Genomic DNA, 18,668 nt, shown 5'->3' on the forward strand with positions numbered 1-18,668 from the left:
GATGGCATACGAAAGAAAGTTTAAAATAGGAAAGCCAATTTTAGAAGTGAATAATATTTCACTCGCTTTTGGTGGTGTTAAGGCTATTACTGATACTTCATTTAACGTTCTTGAGCACGAGGTTAGAGCAATAATTGGACCTAATGGCGCAGGAAAAAGCTCAATGTTAAATTGTATTAATGGGATTTATAAACCTCAAAAAGGAACTGTATCTTTTAGAGGACAAGTAGTACCAAATATAACCCCAAATATTATGGCTCAAATGGGTCTATCTAGAACATTTCAAAACTTAGCTCTATTTAAAAGAATGTCAGTACTGGATAATATTCTAGTTGGCAGAAAACTGCATACAAAAACAAATTTTCTTGAGGTGGCTTTACAACTTCCTAAAGTAAAAAAAGAGGAAAAATTAAATAGAGAGAGATCAGAAGAAATAATAAGTTTTTTAGAGATAGAAGACATTAAAGATACTCCTGTTGGAAAACTTCCTTATGGATTACAAAAAAAAGTTGAGTTAGGCCGAGCTCTTGCGACTGACTCATCAATAATTCTATTAGATGAGCCAATGGCTGGAATGAATGTCGAGGAAAAAAGAGATATGTGTAGATTTATTTTAAAGGTAAATGATGAACTTGGTACAACGATGGTTTTAATCGAACATGATATGGGAGTGGTAATGGATATATCTGATAGAGTTGTTGTACTTGATTACGGCAAAGTTATTGGTGATGGAACACCAGATGAAATTATGGCAAACCAAAAAGTAATAGATGCTTATTTAGGAGTGGAACACTAGGATTATAATATGGCAAATGAATTATTATTTTTTATGGAAGTTCTGGTTGGTGGTTTACTTGCTGGCACAATGTACTCTTTAGTTGCTTTAGGATTTGTCCTCATTTTTAAAGCTTCAGCAACATTTAACTTTTCACAAGGAGCTATGGTTTTTTTCTCAGTACTTGCTTTCTGTGGTTTCATGCAAGATTTTAATATACCTTTTGTACTCGCATTTATTCTTGCTGCTTTTTTGATGGTTGTTGTTGGTCTTTGCACCGAAAGATTGGTCTTAAGGCCTTTGATGAATGCTAGTGAAGATACAGTGTTAATGGCCACAATTGGCTTAGGATATGTTTTAGAGGGACTTGCTCAAGCAGCATGGGGAGTAGAAGTAAGAAGATTAGATTTGGGCATAGGAGATTTTCCAGTGCCATGGATCGCAGATAATTTAAAATTATTTATTAGTGCACTTGATATCACGGCTGGATTAGTTGCAGCAATAATGATAATCGGTCTATTTTTATTATTCAAATACACAAAAATTGGACTAGGCTTGAGAGCTGTTGCAGATGATGCAGGAGCAGCGAGCTCAATAGGAATTCCCTTAAAACATATAATGTTATTAGTTTGGTCTGCTGCAGGTATAGTAGCTTTAGTAGCGGGTATGATGTGGGGAGCAAGAGCTGGTGTTCAATTTGCTCTTGTTGATCTTGCCCTAAAAGCTTTGCCAGTTTTGATTATTGGTGGATTTTCCTCAATTCCAGGGGCAATTATTGGAGGTTTAATAATTGGTGCAGTAGAAAAAATATTAGAGGTTTATATCGGACCATTTTTTGGAGGTGCCATCGAAGGCTGGGCTCCTTATGTATTAGCAATATTCTTTTTATTATATAGACCGGAAGGTTTATTTGGAGAAAAAATTATAAGGAGAGTTTAATTTATGAAACCAGTTTTTATGACTTACACTAAGAAAGACTTGATCAACTTAGCTGTTTGTATGCTTTTAAGTGTATTAATAATACCGACATTTATTAAAACAGAATATTGGTACACCTCCATATTAATTCCTTGGCTTTGCTTGGCTTTAGCTACTATTGGACAACAAATTGTAATGGGGTATACGGGACAATTAGCTTTGGGTGCAGCTGGTTTTATGGCTGCAGGTGCTTTTGCAATGTTTAATCTCATTTTACGAGTGCCTGACCTTGGTTTTGTAGGCTCACTAATAGTTTCAGGTTTAATTGCTGCAGCTTTTGGAATTCTGTTTGGTTTACCAAGTTTAAAAGTAAGAGGAATTTATCTTATGGTAGCAACATTAGCCTCACAGTTTTTTATTATATGGATGATAGATAAATTTGGATGGTTTAAAAACTATGACTCATCAGGGATTATAACTGCACAAGACATAGTTATCTTAGGAAAACCATTTACGACACCATTAGCTATGTATTTTGTATGTTTAGCTGTAACCACGATTTTAACTTTATTAGCTATGAATATGGCAAGAGGAAGTACAGGCAGAAATTGGATGGCAGTTAGAGACATGGATATTGCTGCTGAGTCCATGGGAGTTTCTTTATTAAGAACTAAAGTTCAAGCGTTTGCTATCAGCGCATTCTATTGTGGTGTGGCTGGTGCTCTTTTTGCATTTTGTTATCTCAAATCTTTAGAGCCTGTTGCTTTTGATATTAAATTATCTTTTAAAATCTTATTTATGTGCATTCTTGGGGGACTTGGGACTATTAATGGTGCTTTTATAGGAGCAGCATTTATTTTGCTTTTTCCGGTTCTTTTAAATGCTATAGGAAACAATGTATTTCATGGAGCTATTGATGCTACAATTATTTCATCAATTGAACAGGTAATATTTGGTCTGTTGATGATAATATTTATGATATATGAACCTTTAGGAATGGCTAAACTCTGGGAAAATCTAAAGCAAAGTATGAAATCAAAATTATCTTCGTCAGGCGTTAAAGGTGTAAAAACTCCACTGCTAAAAAAATGAATAAGAAAAAATTAATTTTTGCACTAGTTATAGGAATATTAATAGGTCTGCTTATTGAAAATAATTTTATTATTTCATAAAGATTTATTTTTGGATTGGATATTTTTTCTTAAGAATAAATCTGTTTAAAACAATTCCAAACACAATGATGATAATTGAACCAACCATAATGGGGTTTAAAAGATAATCAAAAGAAACAGACCCGAGAATTACTATTATTGGATTTCCACCCGCAGGCGGATGAGGAACATTAAAAAGTATCATGAGACCAACTCCAAATCCTACAGCCAAGGGTAAAATTATGAATAATGGTAATTGAATGAAAGAAACAAACATTACTCCTACAAAAGAAGTTAACAAGTGGCCAAAAAAAATATTTTTTGGTTGTGCAAAAGGGCTATCCGGATAACCATAGAGTATAACCATAGTTGAACCAAATGATGCTATTAAAAAGACACCATAATCAGTCTTATAAGTTAACGCAGACAAAACCCCAATTGTAAAAAAAGAAAATAGTCCCGCTAAAAATGATAGTTTAATTTTTTCCATAATCAGATTTTAAACTTTTTTTTAAGGTTTCAAAAGGTAATAATAAGCACTCTTTTCTAGAATAATTGTTTTCTGTTAAAATTTTTTTAAAAAAACTCAAACTTTTAATCATTTTATTTTCTTTTGATTTATAAAAGTTAATTGCATCATTGCATAAATCGAATGCTTTATCAGAATTCATATTAACTATTTTCTTACTTAATAAATTTACAGAAGCCTGACAAAATACACACGATTTACAATCGTAACCAACATCTTTAATTATTTTATTATTGATTAACAGCTTTATAGTTATCTCATCACCGCAGATTGAATTTTTATTTTTAATCTCATGAGTATATTTTTTAAGTATTTTTTGGTTTTTATTGTCTGAGGCTATTTTTATAATTTGTAAATCCATCTGATGCTTTAAATTTTTCAATTATCATTAGACTATTTTAATAAAAAAGCGAATTAAATTAACCCAAAATGACTTAGATATGGGCTAATAACCATTAAAAATTAGTTGTTTAAAATATTAATTAATACTAAGAATCTGAAATGCTGGAATTAAAAAATGAGAAAATAGCAATACCAGTAGTTTTATTTGCTGGAATTCTTTGGTCTTTTGGACCCCTAGTAGTAAGATACATCGACCAACCGGAGCTTGTTCCATGGCAGTATTTATTGGGCAGGGGAGTAACAATATTTTTATTACTTAATCTCTATCTATTTTTCGAAGAAGGTATTGATTTTTATAAAAATTATAAAAGAATTGGTTGGTCTGGTTTGATTGGAGGCACAGGTTTAGGCATAGCAATGATCAGTTTTATTTGGTCAATTACAAATACCTCAGCAGCAGTTACTTTGTTGTGTCTTGCGGCAATGCCATTTATGACAGCTTTTTTAGGCTTTTTGTTCTTGCATGAAAAAATTTCCTTTAATGTATGGGTAGCAATTATATTAGCATCAATAGGAATTATTATAATAGCAATCGGTAATTTTTCTGCAGGTACACTATTTGGATTATTGTTTGGTCTTGCCTCGGCATTAGGTTTCTCAGTTTTTTCAGTATCATTAAGATGGAGAAAGGAGACACCAAAATTCACAACAGTTGCAATCGCTGGCTTGATATGCGCAATTGTATCAATTGTTATTTTAGTAGAGACAGATAGTAATCTTTTATCATCTAGCAGAAACCAAGGGCTTTTTTCAGTACACGGAACTCTAGTATGCATGGGATTAATTTTATATTCAATTGGATCAAAGTCTATTCAAGCTGCTGAGTTAACTCTTCTCTCATTAACTGAAGTCATTGGAGGAATTTTCTGGGTATGGCTACCTATTCTGGGAGTAAACGAAGTACCATCTAATAATACTATTATAGGTGGTTTCTTAATTTTTATTGCGATAATTTATTATAGTTTAGTAATTAAAAACAATAGAAGATTTATTGCTTTAAATTAAAATAAGATGTCAAACAAAACTATCGTTAACAGCTGGAATGAATGGGATCCATTAAAACATGTTATCGTAGGTAGAGCAGACGGTTGCTGTATTCCAGCACCTGAACCTGCATTAGATGCAAAAGTACCTGAGGATTCTGATATGAAAGGAACTCATGGACCTAGATTAAAAGATACAGTTGATAAAGCTAACCAATTGTTAGACAACTTTTCAGAAATTTTAAAAAAAAGGGGAATAAAAGTAGATAGACCCACACCTTTAAACCATAATCAAAAAATCTCGACTCCTGACTGGGAAGTTGAAAGCATGTTTGGTTGTATGCCAGCAAGAGATATTTTATTAACTGTTGGAAATGAAATACTTGAGGCTACAATGAGCTATAGATGTAGATGGTTTGAATATTTAAACTATAGACCACTTTTACAAAAATATTTTAATGAAGATAATAACATGAAGCATGAAACTGCTCCAAAACCAAGACTAACTGATCTAGATTATAGAAAAGACTATTTATCTGATAAAATAGGAAATAAAAAAAGATTAGAGTGGACAGAAAAAAAATTTTTTGTCACCACAGAAGAAGAACCTTTGTTTGATGCTGCAGACATATTAAGATTTGGAAAAGATTTAATAGTGCAACACGGTTTTACTACAAATTTAAAAGGTATTGATTGGTTAAGAAGACATTTTAAAAGTCACAGAGTGCACGCAGTTAATTTTCCAGGAGATCCATACCCAATACATATTGATGCAACTTTTACACCTATTAGAGAAGGGTTAATTATAAATAATCCTCAGAGAAAACTTCCAAGAGATCAGAGAAAAATCTTTGAAGATAATGGTTGGGAAATTGTAGACTCTGCTCAACCAGCACATAATACCCCCCCACCTCTTTGTTACTCATCTGTTTGGTTATCTATGAATGTTTTAGTATTAGACCCAAAAACAGTTTGCGTTGAAAAAAGTGAAATTTATCAAGCTGAACAGTTAGATAAACTTGGTATGGAAGTAATTCCTATAGAATTAAGAGATGCATACGCATTTGGTGGAGGTTTACATTGTTGTACAGCAGATGTTTATAGAGAAGGGGATTTAAAAGACTACTTTCCTAATCAATAGTCTTAGTTTTTAGTAGTACTTTTTACATCAAGCTCTTTTAGTTGACTCGAGATTTCATCACTTAAATTTTGATAACCTTCCTCTCTAAGTCTCCTTTTTTCTAATTCTACTTGCTTTAATCTTTCTTCTTTTTTCCTTTCATATTCTTCTTGAATTTTTTGCTGTTTATCAAAATTTTCCTCCCATTGTCTCAGTTTTTCTTCTTCTAACATTTTCTGTTCATTAATTTTTGCTTGTAAATGTTTTTGTTCTCGTCTTTTCCTTTTCTTATCTCTTAATTCTTTTTGATTTTGCTCTTCTTCTCTAACTTGTAAATCAATATCTTTTCTTTTTTGTTCCTCTAGTTTCAAATGAATGTTTTTTTCATATTTTCTAAGCTCGACTCTCTTGAGCTCTTGATTATGCTCTTTCTCTGAAATATTGATCTCTTTTTGCTTAATATTTTCTTCCTTGGATTTTAAATCAACCTCTTTAAGTTCTAATTCTTTTTCTTTTAATCTTAATTCCTCAAATTTAATTGAAATTTTTTCCTCTTGTTTTTTAAGTTGATCAATTTTTTTATTAATCTCTTTTTTTTCAGTATTTAATTTACTAAGCTCTTCTTTTTTTCTTTTAAGTGCTAACTCCTTTTTCTTTTGTTTTTGTTTTTCTTGGAATGTTGTTATAGCACTTGAAGTTAGAGATGCTAATTTTGCAATAGCGCCATTGTCTAAGTTATTTTTAAATTTTTTTTTCATAAAAACTTATTTAAGCAAAATAAACGTTTTTTAACAAGAATTTTATAAATTATGGTTCAAAATGAGGTGCAACTTCAAAGTGAAAATTAATTTTTTGATAAATTAATTTCGTCTTCTTTTATATTTTCCTCAACTTTTTTTTTAATCACAATACCCTTTCTTTTCAACATTTTTTCCACTTTTTCAGAGTAGGGTTCATCAATATGCTCAGTTGATGGATTTAATTCCATTCCCACTGGAGTTATAGTCTGAGGCAAAGGCACAAATTGAGAGTCTGGATTGTCTAAGGAAGGTCTTACTTTCATTCGGTGTATACCAAAAAACCCAATCATAGAATGAAATATTATAATGAATATAAAAAAACCGTTATTTCCTATAAAATTCATAAAGATTGAACATAGGAACGGACCGCTCATTGCACCAAAACCAAAAGCAAATTGTAAACTGGCTCCGGCTGCTACAAATTTATCTTTAGTAATATAATCGTTGGTGTGGGCTAAAATTAAAGAAAACAAAGGCAAACTACAAAATGAAAATAAAACTACAAAAAAATAAAAGTAAATTTTGGATGAGCCCAGCCCTTGTGGTAAATACATTGTGCCACTAGAAAAAATAAGCAGCAATGCAAAAAAAGCTGCACCAAATGTTGTAAAAACAATTACTTTTCTTCTATCAAACTTATCTGAAATATAACCAACAGGATATTGAGCAATAGCTCCTGAAATTGTTAAAAGAAAAGTAACAATTGAAATTTCAAGAATTGAAAAATTCATTTCAGCTGCATATACAGCAAAAAATAAAAAAACTGCTGAGTGAACAGTTCCTAATAATAATGCACCCACTGTCCCAAGTGGTGATGAATTATATAAATCTTTAATAGACATAGTGCTAATTTTTTTAAAAGTAGGTGCCTTTCTTTTGGTTAACAAAATTGGTATCAGCGCTAAAGACATGATTGCAGATATTAAAATAAATGGCTCGAAATTCTCTGGTTTACTAAAATTAAGTAAAAACATTCCTAGCCCCATACTTCCGTATAGAATGATCATATATATTGATAGGACTTTTCCTCTATTTTTATTACTTGCTCTATCGTTTAACCAACTTTCTGCAATTGTATAAATTAAAACCATTGAATACCCTGTTACAACTCTTAATAAAAACCACGAGAATGGATTTATAAAAATAGAGTGTAATAATATCGATAAGGATGCAATTGATGCAAAAGCAGCAAAAACTCTAATATGCCCAACACTTGAAATTACTGGCGTAGCAGTTCTAGCACCAATAAAATAGCCAACAAAGTAGCCAGACATCATAAAGCCTGTCGAGGCTAAACTAAAATTTTCTATAACAGCCCTTACCCCAAGAAGAGAACTTTGGTATCCATATGACAACATAATCATACTCATACCTAAAAATAGTGCCCAAGAATTTTTTATAATTTTGTTCATAAAACGGTCAGCTTATTATTTGTGATTTTAGACTAAATCAAGAAGTTATTTTATATAACTTATGATTTTTTTAATTTCAAAAAGGAGTGAATAGCAATTGTTACAATTATAACTATACCACCAAGGATTGTTTCAGTTGTTGGCTGTTCTTTAATTATCAACCACACCCAAATTGGACCAATGATAGTTTCTAGTAAAAAGAAAAGATTTACCTCTGCTGCAGTTATAAATCTTGGAGCGATAGTGACTAAAACAAATGGTATTGCAACACACAATAAACACATTAAAGGAACAATTATTAAATCGTTTCCAATAAGAGAATAATCTTCAATAAAAATTATAGCAAAGCATGCAACAAACAATTTTCCAATTACTGCAGACGGAACTAAATTTAATTTTTTTGCAGACCTTATTATTACAGCCCCAACAGCTAATCCTAGCGCTGCAATAAAACCAAGTATATCTCCATAGAAATTACCAATTTTAATTGAATCATAAAAAATATATATTACTGAAACAAAAGTGATGATTATAGCTGTCCAAGTTTTTTTGTCAGGATTTTCTTTTAAAAAAATATTACTCAAAATTGCAGATAACATCGGTGCTGTTGCAATCATGACTAAAGTATTTGCTACATTTGTATTTTGAATTGAAACAACAAACGCTATATTTGTTATTGAAAAAGTTATTATATAAGCGATCCCTTTGTAGCCATTTGAAAATAAAATTTTAAAAAATCTAATTTGATAAATTATGATCATACCTACAAAAACGACACCAAAAGGGATAATCCCCCTATAAAAAACTAAACCCCATGTATCAATTGATGATAATCGTATAAATAAAGAGTCAGGCGTGATTAACATCACAGCCACAAAAGCCATCAATGACCCTTTTTTTTGGCTAGATAGATCTTTCATTTAAATAATTACTAATTTCTGAAATATTTTTTAATTTTTGTGAACAAGTTTGATTTTTACAAATTAAAATATATTGCTCATCATTTGATTTTTTGTAAATAAATGTAGACTTTTCGAAGTAATTTAATAATAAAAAATCTCTAATTTTTTGAAATTCATCACTAAAGCCACAAAATGTAAAAGTAATATTATTTTCACAAATATCTAAAGTTTTATAATAACTAAACATTTGTGAATAATTTCTGTCAATTAAGGAATAAAAGGACTTTGTAAGATTTTCTATTTTATTTTTATAAATATTATTTTCAGTTATGTTAAAAATTTTGTTTAAAGTTAGCAGAAAAATGCTATTTCCATTAGGAATATTATTATCAATTATATCTATTGGTTTTACGAATAGATCATTTGTCTTTTGAGAATTTTTTTGTAAAGTTTTTGTCTCTTCATCATAGAAAAGATTCCATGTCTCTTTTAATATTTCCTCACCCTTACTTAGATACTTTATATCACCTGTCACCTCGTAAAAACTTACTAAAACTAACGCAAAATATGCGTAGTCCTCCAAAAATACATCTATTTCTTCTTCCTTATTATAACAATGATAAATCTTATTTTTAAGAGTTTTTTGTAAAATTTCAAAAAGTTCAAATGATTTATCTCTAAGCATATTATTCTTAAGCACAAAAGATGAATGTAATAAAGTATATATCCAGAAACTATTTAAATCAGTTTGACTTTTATCGTCAAAAAAAGGCTTTACTCTTTTTTTCCTTTCATCAAGAAGTTTTTTTTCGCTTTTATTTAAAATTTCTAACTCATTTTCGTTTAATTCATAATTATCTTTTTCAATTAAAATATTTGATCCTTCAAAGTTTCCTTCTTTTGTAATTAAATATTTTTTTTTAAATATATCTATATCGTTACCTAGTAATCCTTTGATTTCTTCATTACTCCAAACGTAATATTTACCTTCAACACCTTCGCTATCAGCATCATAAGCAGAGCCTAATAAGTTTTTGTCATTAAGGAATTCATTATTTATAAAATTGATTGTTTGGATTAGTTTATCGTTTAATTTTTTATCTTGTTTATTGACTAAATAATTATTTACAGTTCTTACGAATAAAATATTATCATAAAGCATTTTTTCAAAATGAGGAACTATCCATTTTTCATCGACAGTATACCTAGAAATACCACCACCTAGGTGATCATAAATACCTTTGGATGAAATATTATTTAGTAATTTTCTAACTACATCTAAGAAAGTATTCTTTTTATTCTTGTTATAAAAATAAAATATCGTATCAAAAATATATAATTGTGGAAACTTTGGCGCCCCTTTAAAGCCACCATTTTTTTCATCCATGTATTGTAAAATTTTTTCAACTAGTGGTTCAACATCTTGCTTTATAACAGCAGTTTTTAAATTAAACTCTTTAAAAACTAGTTTCATTTGCTCTACCTGATTTATAATTTTTTCCCTATTCTCTTTATAAACCTTTGAAACATTATTTAGAACTTGAGTAAAACTTGGTCTGCCCTGCATTTCTTTTGGTGGAAAGTATGTTCCTCCAGTGAAAGGTACACCATTTTCGTCTAAAAACATTGATAACGGCCAACCTCCTTGGGCACCGGTTAATATCCCTAGACTTCTTTGAAATATAAAATCTAAATCTGGTCTCTCTTCTCTATCAACTTTTATATTTATAAAATTATCATTCATTACTTTTGCTATTTCTATGTTTTCGAAACTTTCATGGGCCATTACATGACACCAATGGCAACTAGCATATCCAATACTTAAAAAAATTGGTTTTTTTTCAACTTGTGCTTTTTTTAAACTATCTTTATTCCATGCCAACCAATTAACAGGATTATTTTCATGTTGTTTAAGGTAAGGACTTTTTTCAGATTTTAATTTATTAGACAATTTAATAGTGAGAATATGGTTTTCTTGAAAATATATTTCTAACCATAGGTTCAAAATCCTTAAGACTCATAGACTTATAATTTGGATCAAAAGAACATTGATCATATTTTTCACAAAAATCTACTGTTGCTTGGTAGTATTTGTGTTCTTTGTATTTTTCTCTCATAAATCGATCAGCGCCCAAATGGTGAGCATAATAATACATTTGAAATTCACCATGTTTTTCTATTATCCAATGAGTTTTTTCAGAAACATATGGTTTCAATACTGTTGCTGCGTATTCTGAATGATTTAACGGAGCAAGTTCGTCTCCAATATCATGCAACAAACATGCAACTACCATTTCTTCACTTTCTTTATTTTTATAAGCTCTAGTAGCACTTTGCAAAGAATGTTCTAATCTTGAAATTTTGTAACCTTCTAAAGTTGAGGTCATTCTTGATAAAAAACCTAAGATTCTATCTGCAGTTTCACCCACATATTCTTTTTCAAGTTTATCTAAAAACATGTAGTCTTCTTTAGTACCATTTTTCATTTCTGTAAAATTTACTTTCTTCATAATTTAATTATTAGATGCAGTGCTTAATAATGACAACTGCGTCACTTTATTATCTCCAAGTTTGTCAATTAGTTTCACTGGATAATCACCTGTAAAATAATGATCTGTTAGTTGAGGATAAGTCTTGTTTCTATTTTCAAATCCCATTGCTTTATACAATCCCTCAATACTCAAAAAATTAAGTGATTTAGCGTTGATGTATTCACATATTTGGTTGTTGTTCATATTTGCTGCAAGCAACTCTTTTTTTGTTGGTGTATCAACACCATAAAAATCAGGATATTTAATTTCAGGGCATGCTATCCTAACATGTACTTCTTTGGCGCCGGCGTCGTACAACATTTTAACAATTTTATGGGATGTTGTTCCTCTAACAAGAGAGTCATCGACTAGGACAATTATTTTATTTTTAATAGTAGATTTATTTGCATTAAGTTTTAATTTAACACCTAAACTTCTAATTTTTTGAGCTGGCTCTATAAAAGTTCTACCAACATAATGATTTCTGATTAAACCAAGATCAAATGGTATTTTAGTTAGTTGACTAAAACCTATAGCTGCGGCATTACCCGAGTCTGGAACTGGTACTACTAAATCTGCTTTTAATGAGTTTTCTTTTGCAAGTTCTGCTCCAAAATTTTTTCTATATTCATAAGCACATTTACCATTTAATAAACTATCTGGCCTTGAAAAATATATATATTCAAAAACACAAGGTCTAATTTTTTTAACAGGAAAAGGTTTTATGCTTACTAACTTATCATCTTGAACAGATACAATCTCACCATTTTCAACATCCCTAATATATTTAGCACCAATGATATCTAATGCACATGTTTCTGAAGCAAATACATAAGAGTTATTTAATTTTCCAATAACAAGTGGCCTTATTCCAAAAGGATCTCTAACTCCAATCAAAGTATTTTGGGTTAGCATTACTAATGCGTATCCACCTTGAATTTGAAATAATGCATCTATGATTTTATCAATAGTTTTTACTCTTTTAGATCTTGCAATTAGTTGCACAATTGTTTCTGTATCAGATGTCGTATAAAAAATAGCGCCATCCTCAACTAATTTTCTTCTGAGTGTTATTGCATTTGTTAAATTACCATTATGAGAAACCCCAATTCCTCCAGTGTTAGTATCTGCAAAAAAAGGCTGTATGTTTCTTAAAGTTGTACCTCCTGTAGTGCTATATCTATTGTGACCGATTGCATAGTTACCAGGTAGTGACTTTAAAACCTTCTCTTTATTAAAATTATCTCCAACTAAACCAAACCTTTTTTCTGAATGATATTTTTTGCCATCAAATGAAACTATTCCACAACCTTCTTGGCCCCTATGTTGTAAAGCATGCAAACCAAGTGCGGTTAAAGTTGATGCATCTTCATTATTACTAATCCCAAATACTCCACACTCTTCTTTAATTTTTGGGTTATAATTCTTGAACTTTTTCTTTAGTATCTTGATAGTCTTCTTCATTTGGAAATTCTTTAATTAAATAATTACTACCTTTTAGAACATATGGAAAGCTATAAGAATGGTCAAGATTTATTGGCCATTTTTTATGATTATAAATAATGTCTATTGTAGCAAAAATACATACAGAAATTACATACGCTCTTAGGAAACCAAAGAAAAAACCGAATATTTTATCTAACCTTCCTATTCCAGAATAACTCACCGCTCTACCGATTCCCTTGTTTATCATCAAAATTGTAAAAAGTATAATCACAAAAATTGATATTCCTAAAGCAATATCTAAAACGTATTCATTATCAATTATACCATCTACAAAGGGTTTAGTTTTTGGAAAAAGAAATAATGTTAAAACATATGCTAACAACCACTTGCTTGCAGACAATAAACTAAATACAAAACCTTTTGATGTACACTTAATTAAAGATAAAATTATTAATATTATAAAGATTAAATCAAAAATTAATATTTTATATAATATTTCTAAAATTTGCTCAGTCATTTATTTTAATGCCAAAGGGCTTTATTAAAATAATTAGACTTGGTAGCAAAGTTAAAACAAGTATCATTGCAAGCAACATTGCTATACCCGTGAAAATTCCAAAATAAATAGTTGGAATAAAGTTTGACAAAATGAGTATTGAAAAACCAAAAACTATAGTAATTGAAGTATTCAATATAGCTATACCGACTGTTGAGTGGCAAGTATTTATAACTTCGTTGTAATTATTGTTTTTTTTATATTCCTCAATAAATCTGTAAATATAGTGAATACTATTATCAACAGCAATACCGATTGTTATAGCTGCAATTGTTATTGTCATCATATCTAATGGAATATTTAATAATCCAATTAAACCCAAAATAGCGAAAGCAGCTATAAAATTTGGAATTACTCCAATTAAGGATATTTTTATATTCCTAAATAAAATTAAAAACATTAAAAAAATCCCAAGCATTACTAATCCAAGTGTTAAAATTTGAGATTTAAATAAACTTTGTAATAAATTATTGAATAGAATTAACACTCCACCAAGTTTAAAACTTTCTTCTTTTAGACCAATTTCACTTTTAAGTTCTGAGTTAATCTTATTTATTAACTGGTTTCTTCTTAAATTTTCAGACGAGTCTTTAATTCTTAAATTTATTCTAGCCTCATTATTATTCACTGAAATATATGGATCAACAATTTCTTTTTTAATTGTTTCAGGAAGTTTACTATATAGGACTCCCATTTCTAAAGTACCAAGTTCCTTATCATTGTTTAGTTTAGTTGCTATTTCTATAATTGAATAGAAAGATAAAACTTTACCTACATAATCCAATTTTTCTAAGTATAAATGAACGTTCTTTATTCTCTCGATTTTATCTTTAGTAAACCAATATTTGCTTTGGTCGTCTTCATTGCTTTCCTCATCCCAATCTTCAAATTGATCCTCTTCTTCACTTATTACCTCTATCTCTTCACTATCAAATTTTAGAATTATATTTAGTGGCGTTGTTCCTCCTAATTTTTCGTCGATTAGTTTCATACCTTTATAAATTTCTGTATCTTTGCTAAAATAATTAATGAAACTATTTTCAACTTTTAATTTTGAGATTCCAAATATGCTTAAGATAATTAAAATTATAGATATAGATAAAATTAATTTTATATTATTTATAGAATATTTTGAGAGCGTGTTTGTAAATAATGAAAATGACTTTTCCTCAACCTCAACTTTCTGATAGTCGAATATATTTAGTAATGTTGGAAGAAGAGAAAATGTAACTATAAAAGAAGTTAACAATCCAAATGACATCATAAGACCAAAGTCAATAATTGGTTTAATTTCACTAAAAATTAAAGAAAGAAATGCACACATTGTGGTGAGGACAGTATAAATAATTGGCCAAACCATTTTTTCTGTAGTTAATATAATAATTTCAAATAAAGATAAATTTGGAAATTCTTTTCTCAATTGTAGAAACCTTGTACTCATATGAATATTCATTGCCATAGTTAATATCAACATTAATGCAATAAAGTTTGAGGAGATCACTGTTACTTTCCAATTCATGATACCTAAAAAACCAGACATAATTAAAACTGAAAAAAAACAACTACTAATAGGAATAAAAATCCAAATTAATTTCCTAAAAACATACCATAAAGTAAATACGATAAATAAAAATACTCCAAAACCGAAGACGATTATATCATTCTTTATAAATGTCATCATATCATCAGCAATCATAGGAATCCCGCCTAAATGAATCTTACCAACATCCTCAAATGATTTTATAATTTCTCTTATTTCAATTATATTTTGGTGTCTCTCTTTTTTTAAAGAGTCTTTATAATTCTCAATTTCTTTTTTATTATCTAATGCACTGAACTGAGGTTTTTCTTTCTCCTTTAAGTTTACGATTATTCCGGTTGTTTTTGCGTCCTCGCTTATAACAAAGTTTCTAAAGACAGGGCTATTCAAAATTTCTTGAAAACCTCTATCTCTATCAATGTTTTCATCTTTTAAGGTTCTAAAATTTTTAATTCTATCCATTAAAGGCTCGTCGGAACTATCAAGTAGAGGAATATCTACAATTGTGATTACGTTATGAACCCAGTCTAAACTTTGAATTTTATACTTAAGACTTAGAATATTATTAATAGTATTTTCAGAAGTTATTTTTTCTTTGGGTGTTAGCGTTAAAACTAAAAATTCCTTTGCCCCAAATTTTTCGTTGATTTCATTTAAATATTTGAGATCAGGATCTCCCTCAATTAATAAAGTATCCGAAGAAGCATCTAATCTAAAATCTTTAGATTGATAACCAAAAAATATAGCTATCAATATTAACAATGATAAAATGATTTTGGGTTTACTTAGTATAAAATTTTGATAAATTTTAGAGATCATTTTGACTGCAAATATACTATTTTATATTAATTATTTACAGCATCTTTAAATTTAGTAAACATTTCTTCAAATTCTAGCATTACATTACCTGTTGGACCATGTCTTTGTTTACCAATTATTAATTCTGCTAAATGAGACACTTCATTCATTTTAGCCTGCCATTCAGCATGTTCAACTGTTGCAGGCCTTGGCTCTTTCGCTTTTAAATAGTATGACTCTCTATAAACAAACATAACAACATCAGCGTCTTGTTCAATTGAACCAGATTCTCTTAAGTCTGAAAGGAGAGGTTTTTTATCATCTCTTTGCTCCACTGCTCTAGATAGCTGAGATAACGCCAAAACAGGCACTGAAAGCTCTTTAGCTAGCGCTTTAAGTCCTTGAGTAATTTCAGATATTTCTTGAACCCTGCCTTCTTTTACAGCAAAAGTGGCTCTCATCAACTGTATGTAATCAATTACAACCATGTCTAATCCATAAAGTCTTTTTATACGCCTTGCTCTATTTGATAAAGCTGCAACACTTATTGCTGGTGTTTCGTCTATATATAAAGGAAGTTCTGAAATATTTTTTGATGTTTCTATAAATTGTTCAAACTGTTCTTCTGAAATTTTTCCACGTCTAATATCATTTGATTTAATTTTTGATTGTTCAGCGAGTATTCTAGTCGATAATTGTTCAGAAGACATCTCAAGAGAGAAGAAAGCAATTGAACCTTTATTACCAGTCTCTTGAATTTTTTTTGCTGCATGAAATGCTATGTTAGTAGCTAAAGCAGTTTTACCCATCGATGGTCTGCCAGCAATTATTATTAAATCTGATTTATGTAAACCACCTAATCTATCATCTAAATCTTTTAAACCAGTTGGTACACCAACCACTCCCTCCTCATTTTTATATGCACTAGATGCCATTTCTATAGTTTGCTTAATTGCTTCATCAAATTTTATTAATGAAGAGTTAAAAGATCCTTTTTCAGCTAGGTCGTAAAGAATTTTCTCAGAGTTTTCAATTATTGACTGTCCGCTCACATTAAGATCACTTATTTTTGCGCTATCAATAATATTTTCAGAGATCTTAATTAACTCCCTTCTTACATACATATCATAAATTATTTTAGAATATTCTATAGATTGACGTGACGATGTAGAAAATTTAGTAATCTTAATTAAGTACTCTGGAACGTTTAGATCATCTTTTTCATTCTCAAAATAACTTTTTAAAGTAATAGGGTTTGCCAACATTCCTTTATAAATTAGATTGTTTATTGAAGCATAAATTTTTTGGTGCAGTGGGTCATAAAAATTATTTTCAGATATAATAGAACTTATATCATCAAATATCTCATTCGATGTTAGTAGAGAACCTATTACCGCTTGTTCTGCCTCAATATTATTAGGTAGCTGTTTAATATCGCTTGATACGAGAGATAAATTTTTGGTCACAATTAAATATACATCTATTGTTAAATTATAAAACAAATTTATAATAATTTAACTCCTGGGGAAAAAAATGTATAATTTATTTACCTTGACCCAACGTATCAACTTTAATTTTTATCTCAGCTTGAACTTCTGAGTGTAAATCTATTTTTACTTTGAATGTTCCTAAAGACTTTATTTCTTTTAAAGGTTGTATTAATGAAGGCTTTATTTCAATTTTTTCATTTTCATGAATAAGTCTTGAAATTTCAGTAGGTTTTATTGAACCATAAAGATCATTATTTTCAGTTGCTAATTTTTTAACCACAAACAATTTGTTATTAATTTTGTCTAATAGCTGTTTTGCAATTTTTTTCTTCTCCATATCTTTTTTACCAAGCTCTATTTTTATTTTTTCAACTTGATCGATATTTTCTTTAGAAGCATATAGAGCTTTTTGATTTGCTAATAAGTAATTTCTTGCAAAACCCCTTTTAACGTCAATAATATCTCCAATTGTTCCAATTTTTTTTAAATTTTCTAATAATATTACTTTCATATCTAAACTAATGCTAGATTTCTCGCTCTTTTAATCGAGAGAGAAAGTTCCCTTTGTTTTTTTTGTGAAATATTTGTAATTCTTGAGGGTAAAATTTTACCATTTTCAGAAATATATCTTTTTAACAACTTAACATTTTTATAATCAACAGTTGGTGACCCCTTTGATGATAAAGGGCAAGCTTTTTTAAATTTATACTTATTGGGTTGGAATATGCTCAGCTTAGAGAAATTACTTGACCTGTTCTTTTTTGAATTATTTTTTTTATTTTTCATTTATTTTTTCTTCTTTAATAAAATAATTAGTTTCAAGATCAAATTTCTTAACTTTAACTGTTAAAAACCTTAACAAATTTTTGTCTAATCTTTCATTTTTTTCTAGCTCTTTAATTAAAGATCCTTCACATTCTATTTTAAAATGAATATAATTTCCTTTTTTATTTTTTTTTATTAAATAAGATAAATTCATCAATCCCCAGTCTTGGGTTTGCACTATATTACCTTTATTTTTAAGTATAAAATCTGAATACTTTTCTTTAATTTGTTTAATTTGAGATATTGAAGTATCTTGTCTAGTGATAATTGTATGTTCGTAATTGTTCATTATATATATAAAAAAAATTGATATACTATTATAATAGTTTTAATACAATAGTTAATATTATAAGAGAAATTAAATGTTTTCTGTAGTTTTTCCAGGTCAAGGATCGCAAAAAATAGGCATGGCCAAGGAATTTTTTGATAAATTTGAACTTGTTAAAAAGATATATAAAGATGCTGACAATTTACTGGAGTTACCAATTTC

19 protein-coding genes are annotated in these 18,668 nt (G+C 29.2%); 5 read left to right on the forward strand and 14 right to left on the reverse strand.

Features of this window, described 5'->3' with window-relative positions:
- Window position 1: 1 nt before the first annotated feature.
- The 3 genes from AMN80_RS00495 to AMN80_RS00505 are packed head-to-tail and all read left to right on the forward strand — an operon-like array spanning window position 2 to window position 2,785.
- Complete coding sequence (locus tag AMN80_RS00495; RefSeq protein ID WP_075520075.1) at window positions 2-796, forward strand: ABC transporter ATP-binding protein; 795 nt, start codon at window positions 2-4, stop codon at window positions 794-796.
- A 9-nt stretch (window positions 797-805) separates the two neighbouring features.
- Window positions 806-1,714, forward strand: coding sequence for a branched-chain amino acid ABC transporter permease (locus AMN80_RS00500; RefSeq protein WP_075520076.1), 909 nt, complete (start codon window positions 806-808; stop codon window positions 1,712-1,714).
- 3 nt (window positions 1,715-1,717) lie between these two features.
- Window positions 1,718-2,785 (forward strand): branched-chain amino acid ABC transporter permease, encoded by a 1,068-nt coding sequence (locus AMN80_RS00505; RefSeq protein WP_075520077.1) that lies wholly within the window; start codon window positions 1,718-1,720, stop codon window positions 2,783-2,785.
- Window positions 2,786-2,869: 84 nt separating this feature from the next.
- Here AMN80_RS00505 and AMN80_RS00510 read toward each other — a convergent pair whose 3' ends face one another.
- Both AMN80_RS00510 and AMN80_RS00515 read right to left on the reverse strand, forming a co-directional pair.
- Window positions 2,870-3,334 carry an HPP family protein gene (locus tag AMN80_RS00510; protein WP_075520078.1) on the reverse strand — a complete coding sequence of 155 codons (465 nt, stop codon included), beginning with the start codon at window positions 3,332-3,334 and terminating at the stop codon, window positions 2,870-2,872.
- Window positions 3,321-3,734, reverse strand: coding sequence for an iron-sulfur cluster assembly scaffold protein (locus tag AMN80_RS00515; protein WP_075520079.1), 414 nt, complete (start codon window positions 3,732-3,734; stop codon window positions 3,321-3,323). The genes AMN80_RS00510 and AMN80_RS00515 overlap by 14 nt, the downstream gene beginning before the upstream one ends.
- 140 nt (window positions 3,735-3,874) lie before the next feature.
- On the opposite strand from AMN80_RS00515, the gene AMN80_RS00520 reads away from it, so the two are divergent.
- Both AMN80_RS00520 and AMN80_RS00525 read left to right on the forward strand, forming a co-directional pair.
- Window positions 3,875-4,780, forward strand: coding sequence for a DMT family transporter (locus AMN80_RS00520; protein ID WP_075520080.1), 906 nt, complete (start codon window positions 3,875-3,877; stop codon window positions 4,778-4,780).
- 6 nt (window positions 4,781-4,786) lie between these two features.
- Window positions 4,787-5,899 carry a serine/threonine protein kinase gene (locus tag AMN80_RS00525; RefSeq protein ID WP_075520081.1) on the forward strand — a complete coding sequence of 371 codons (1,113 nt, stop codon included), beginning with the start codon at window positions 4,787-4,789 and terminating at the stop codon, window positions 5,897-5,899.
- Window positions 5,900-5,901: 2 nt separating this feature from the next.
- Here the strand turns inward: AMN80_RS00525 and AMN80_RS00530 are convergent, their stop codons facing one another.
- The 12 genes from AMN80_RS00530 to rpsF all read right to left on the reverse strand — a co-directional run bounded on the left by AMN80_RS00530 (window position 5,902) and on the right by rpsF (window position 18,467).
- A complete protein-coding gene (locus AMN80_RS00530; protein WP_075520082.1) occupies window positions 5,902-6,636 on the reverse strand; it encodes a hypothetical protein in 735 nt (244 codons plus the stop codon).
- A gap of 86 nt (window positions 6,637-6,722) precedes the next feature.
- On the reverse strand, window positions 6,723-8,090 hold the full coding sequence (locus AMN80_RS00535; RefSeq protein WP_075520083.1) for an MFS transporter: 1,368 nt from the start codon (window positions 8,088-8,090) through the stop codon (window positions 6,723-6,725).
- A 59-nt stretch (window positions 8,091-8,149) separates the two neighbouring features.
- Window positions 8,150-9,010: a DMT family transporter gene (locus AMN80_RS00540; RefSeq protein WP_075520084.1), complete on the reverse strand. Its 861-nt coding sequence runs from the start codon at window positions 9,008-9,010 to the stop codon at window positions 8,150-8,152.
- Window positions 8,994-10,943: a thioredoxin domain-containing protein gene (locus AMN80_RS00545; protein WP_179850259.1), complete on the reverse strand. Its 1,950-nt coding sequence runs from the start codon at window positions 10,941-10,943 to the stop codon at window positions 8,994-8,996. Before AMN80_RS00545 ends, AMN80_RS00540 begins: the two co-directional genes overlap by 17 nt.
- 1 nt (window position 10,944) lies before the next feature.
- Window positions 10,945-11,502, reverse strand: a complete 558-nt coding sequence (locus tag AMN80_RS00550; protein WP_075520086.1) for an HD domain-containing protein — start codon at window positions 11,500-11,502, stop codon at window positions 10,945-10,947.
- A 3-nt stretch (window positions 11,503-11,505) separates the two neighbouring features.
- Window positions 11,506-12,987, reverse strand: a complete 1,482-nt coding sequence (gene purF, locus AMN80_RS00555; protein ID WP_075520087.1) for an amidophosphoribosyltransferase — start codon at window positions 12,985-12,987, stop codon at window positions 11,506-11,508.
- Complete coding sequence (locus tag AMN80_RS00560; RefSeq protein WP_075520088.1) at window positions 12,941-13,486, reverse strand: CvpA family protein; 546 nt, start codon at window positions 13,484-13,486, stop codon at window positions 12,941-12,943. The genes purF and AMN80_RS00560 overlap by 47 nt, the downstream gene beginning before the upstream one ends.
- Complete coding sequence (locus AMN80_RS00565) at window positions 13,479-15,884, reverse strand: efflux RND transporter permease subunit (RefSeq protein WP_075520089.1); 2,406 nt, start codon at window positions 15,882-15,884, stop codon at window positions 13,479-13,481. The genes AMN80_RS00560 and AMN80_RS00565 overlap by 8 nt, the downstream gene beginning before the upstream one ends.
- Window positions 15,885-15,910: 26 nt before the next feature.
- Window positions 15,911-17,329, reverse strand: a complete 1,419-nt coding sequence (locus tag AMN80_RS00570; protein ID WP_075520090.1) for a replicative DNA helicase — start codon at window positions 17,327-17,329, stop codon at window positions 15,911-15,913.
- A 76-nt stretch (window positions 17,330-17,405) separates the two neighbouring features.
- Window positions 17,406-17,864, reverse strand: a complete 459-nt coding sequence (rplI, locus tag AMN80_RS00575; RefSeq protein WP_075520091.1) for a 50S ribosomal protein L9 — start codon at window positions 17,862-17,864, stop codon at window positions 17,406-17,408.
- 2 nt (window positions 17,865-17,866) lie between these two features.
- A complete protein-coding gene (gene rpsR / locus AMN80_RS00580; RefSeq protein WP_075520092.1) occupies window positions 17,867-18,139 on the reverse strand; it encodes a 30S ribosomal protein S18 in 273 nt (90 codons plus the stop codon).
- Window positions 18,129-18,467, reverse strand: coding sequence for a 30S ribosomal protein S6 (gene rpsF / locus AMN80_RS00585; protein WP_075520093.1), 339 nt, complete (start codon window positions 18,465-18,467; stop codon window positions 18,129-18,131). Before rpsF ends, rpsR begins: the two co-directional genes overlap by 11 nt.
- Window positions 18,468-18,668: the final 201 nt, after the last annotated feature.

This window comes from Candidatus Pelagibacter communis (genome assembly GCF_001179985.1).
Classification (GTDB): domain Bacteria; phylum Pseudomonadota; class Alphaproteobacteria; order Pelagibacterales; family Pelagibacteraceae; genus Pelagibacter; species Pelagibacter ubique_J.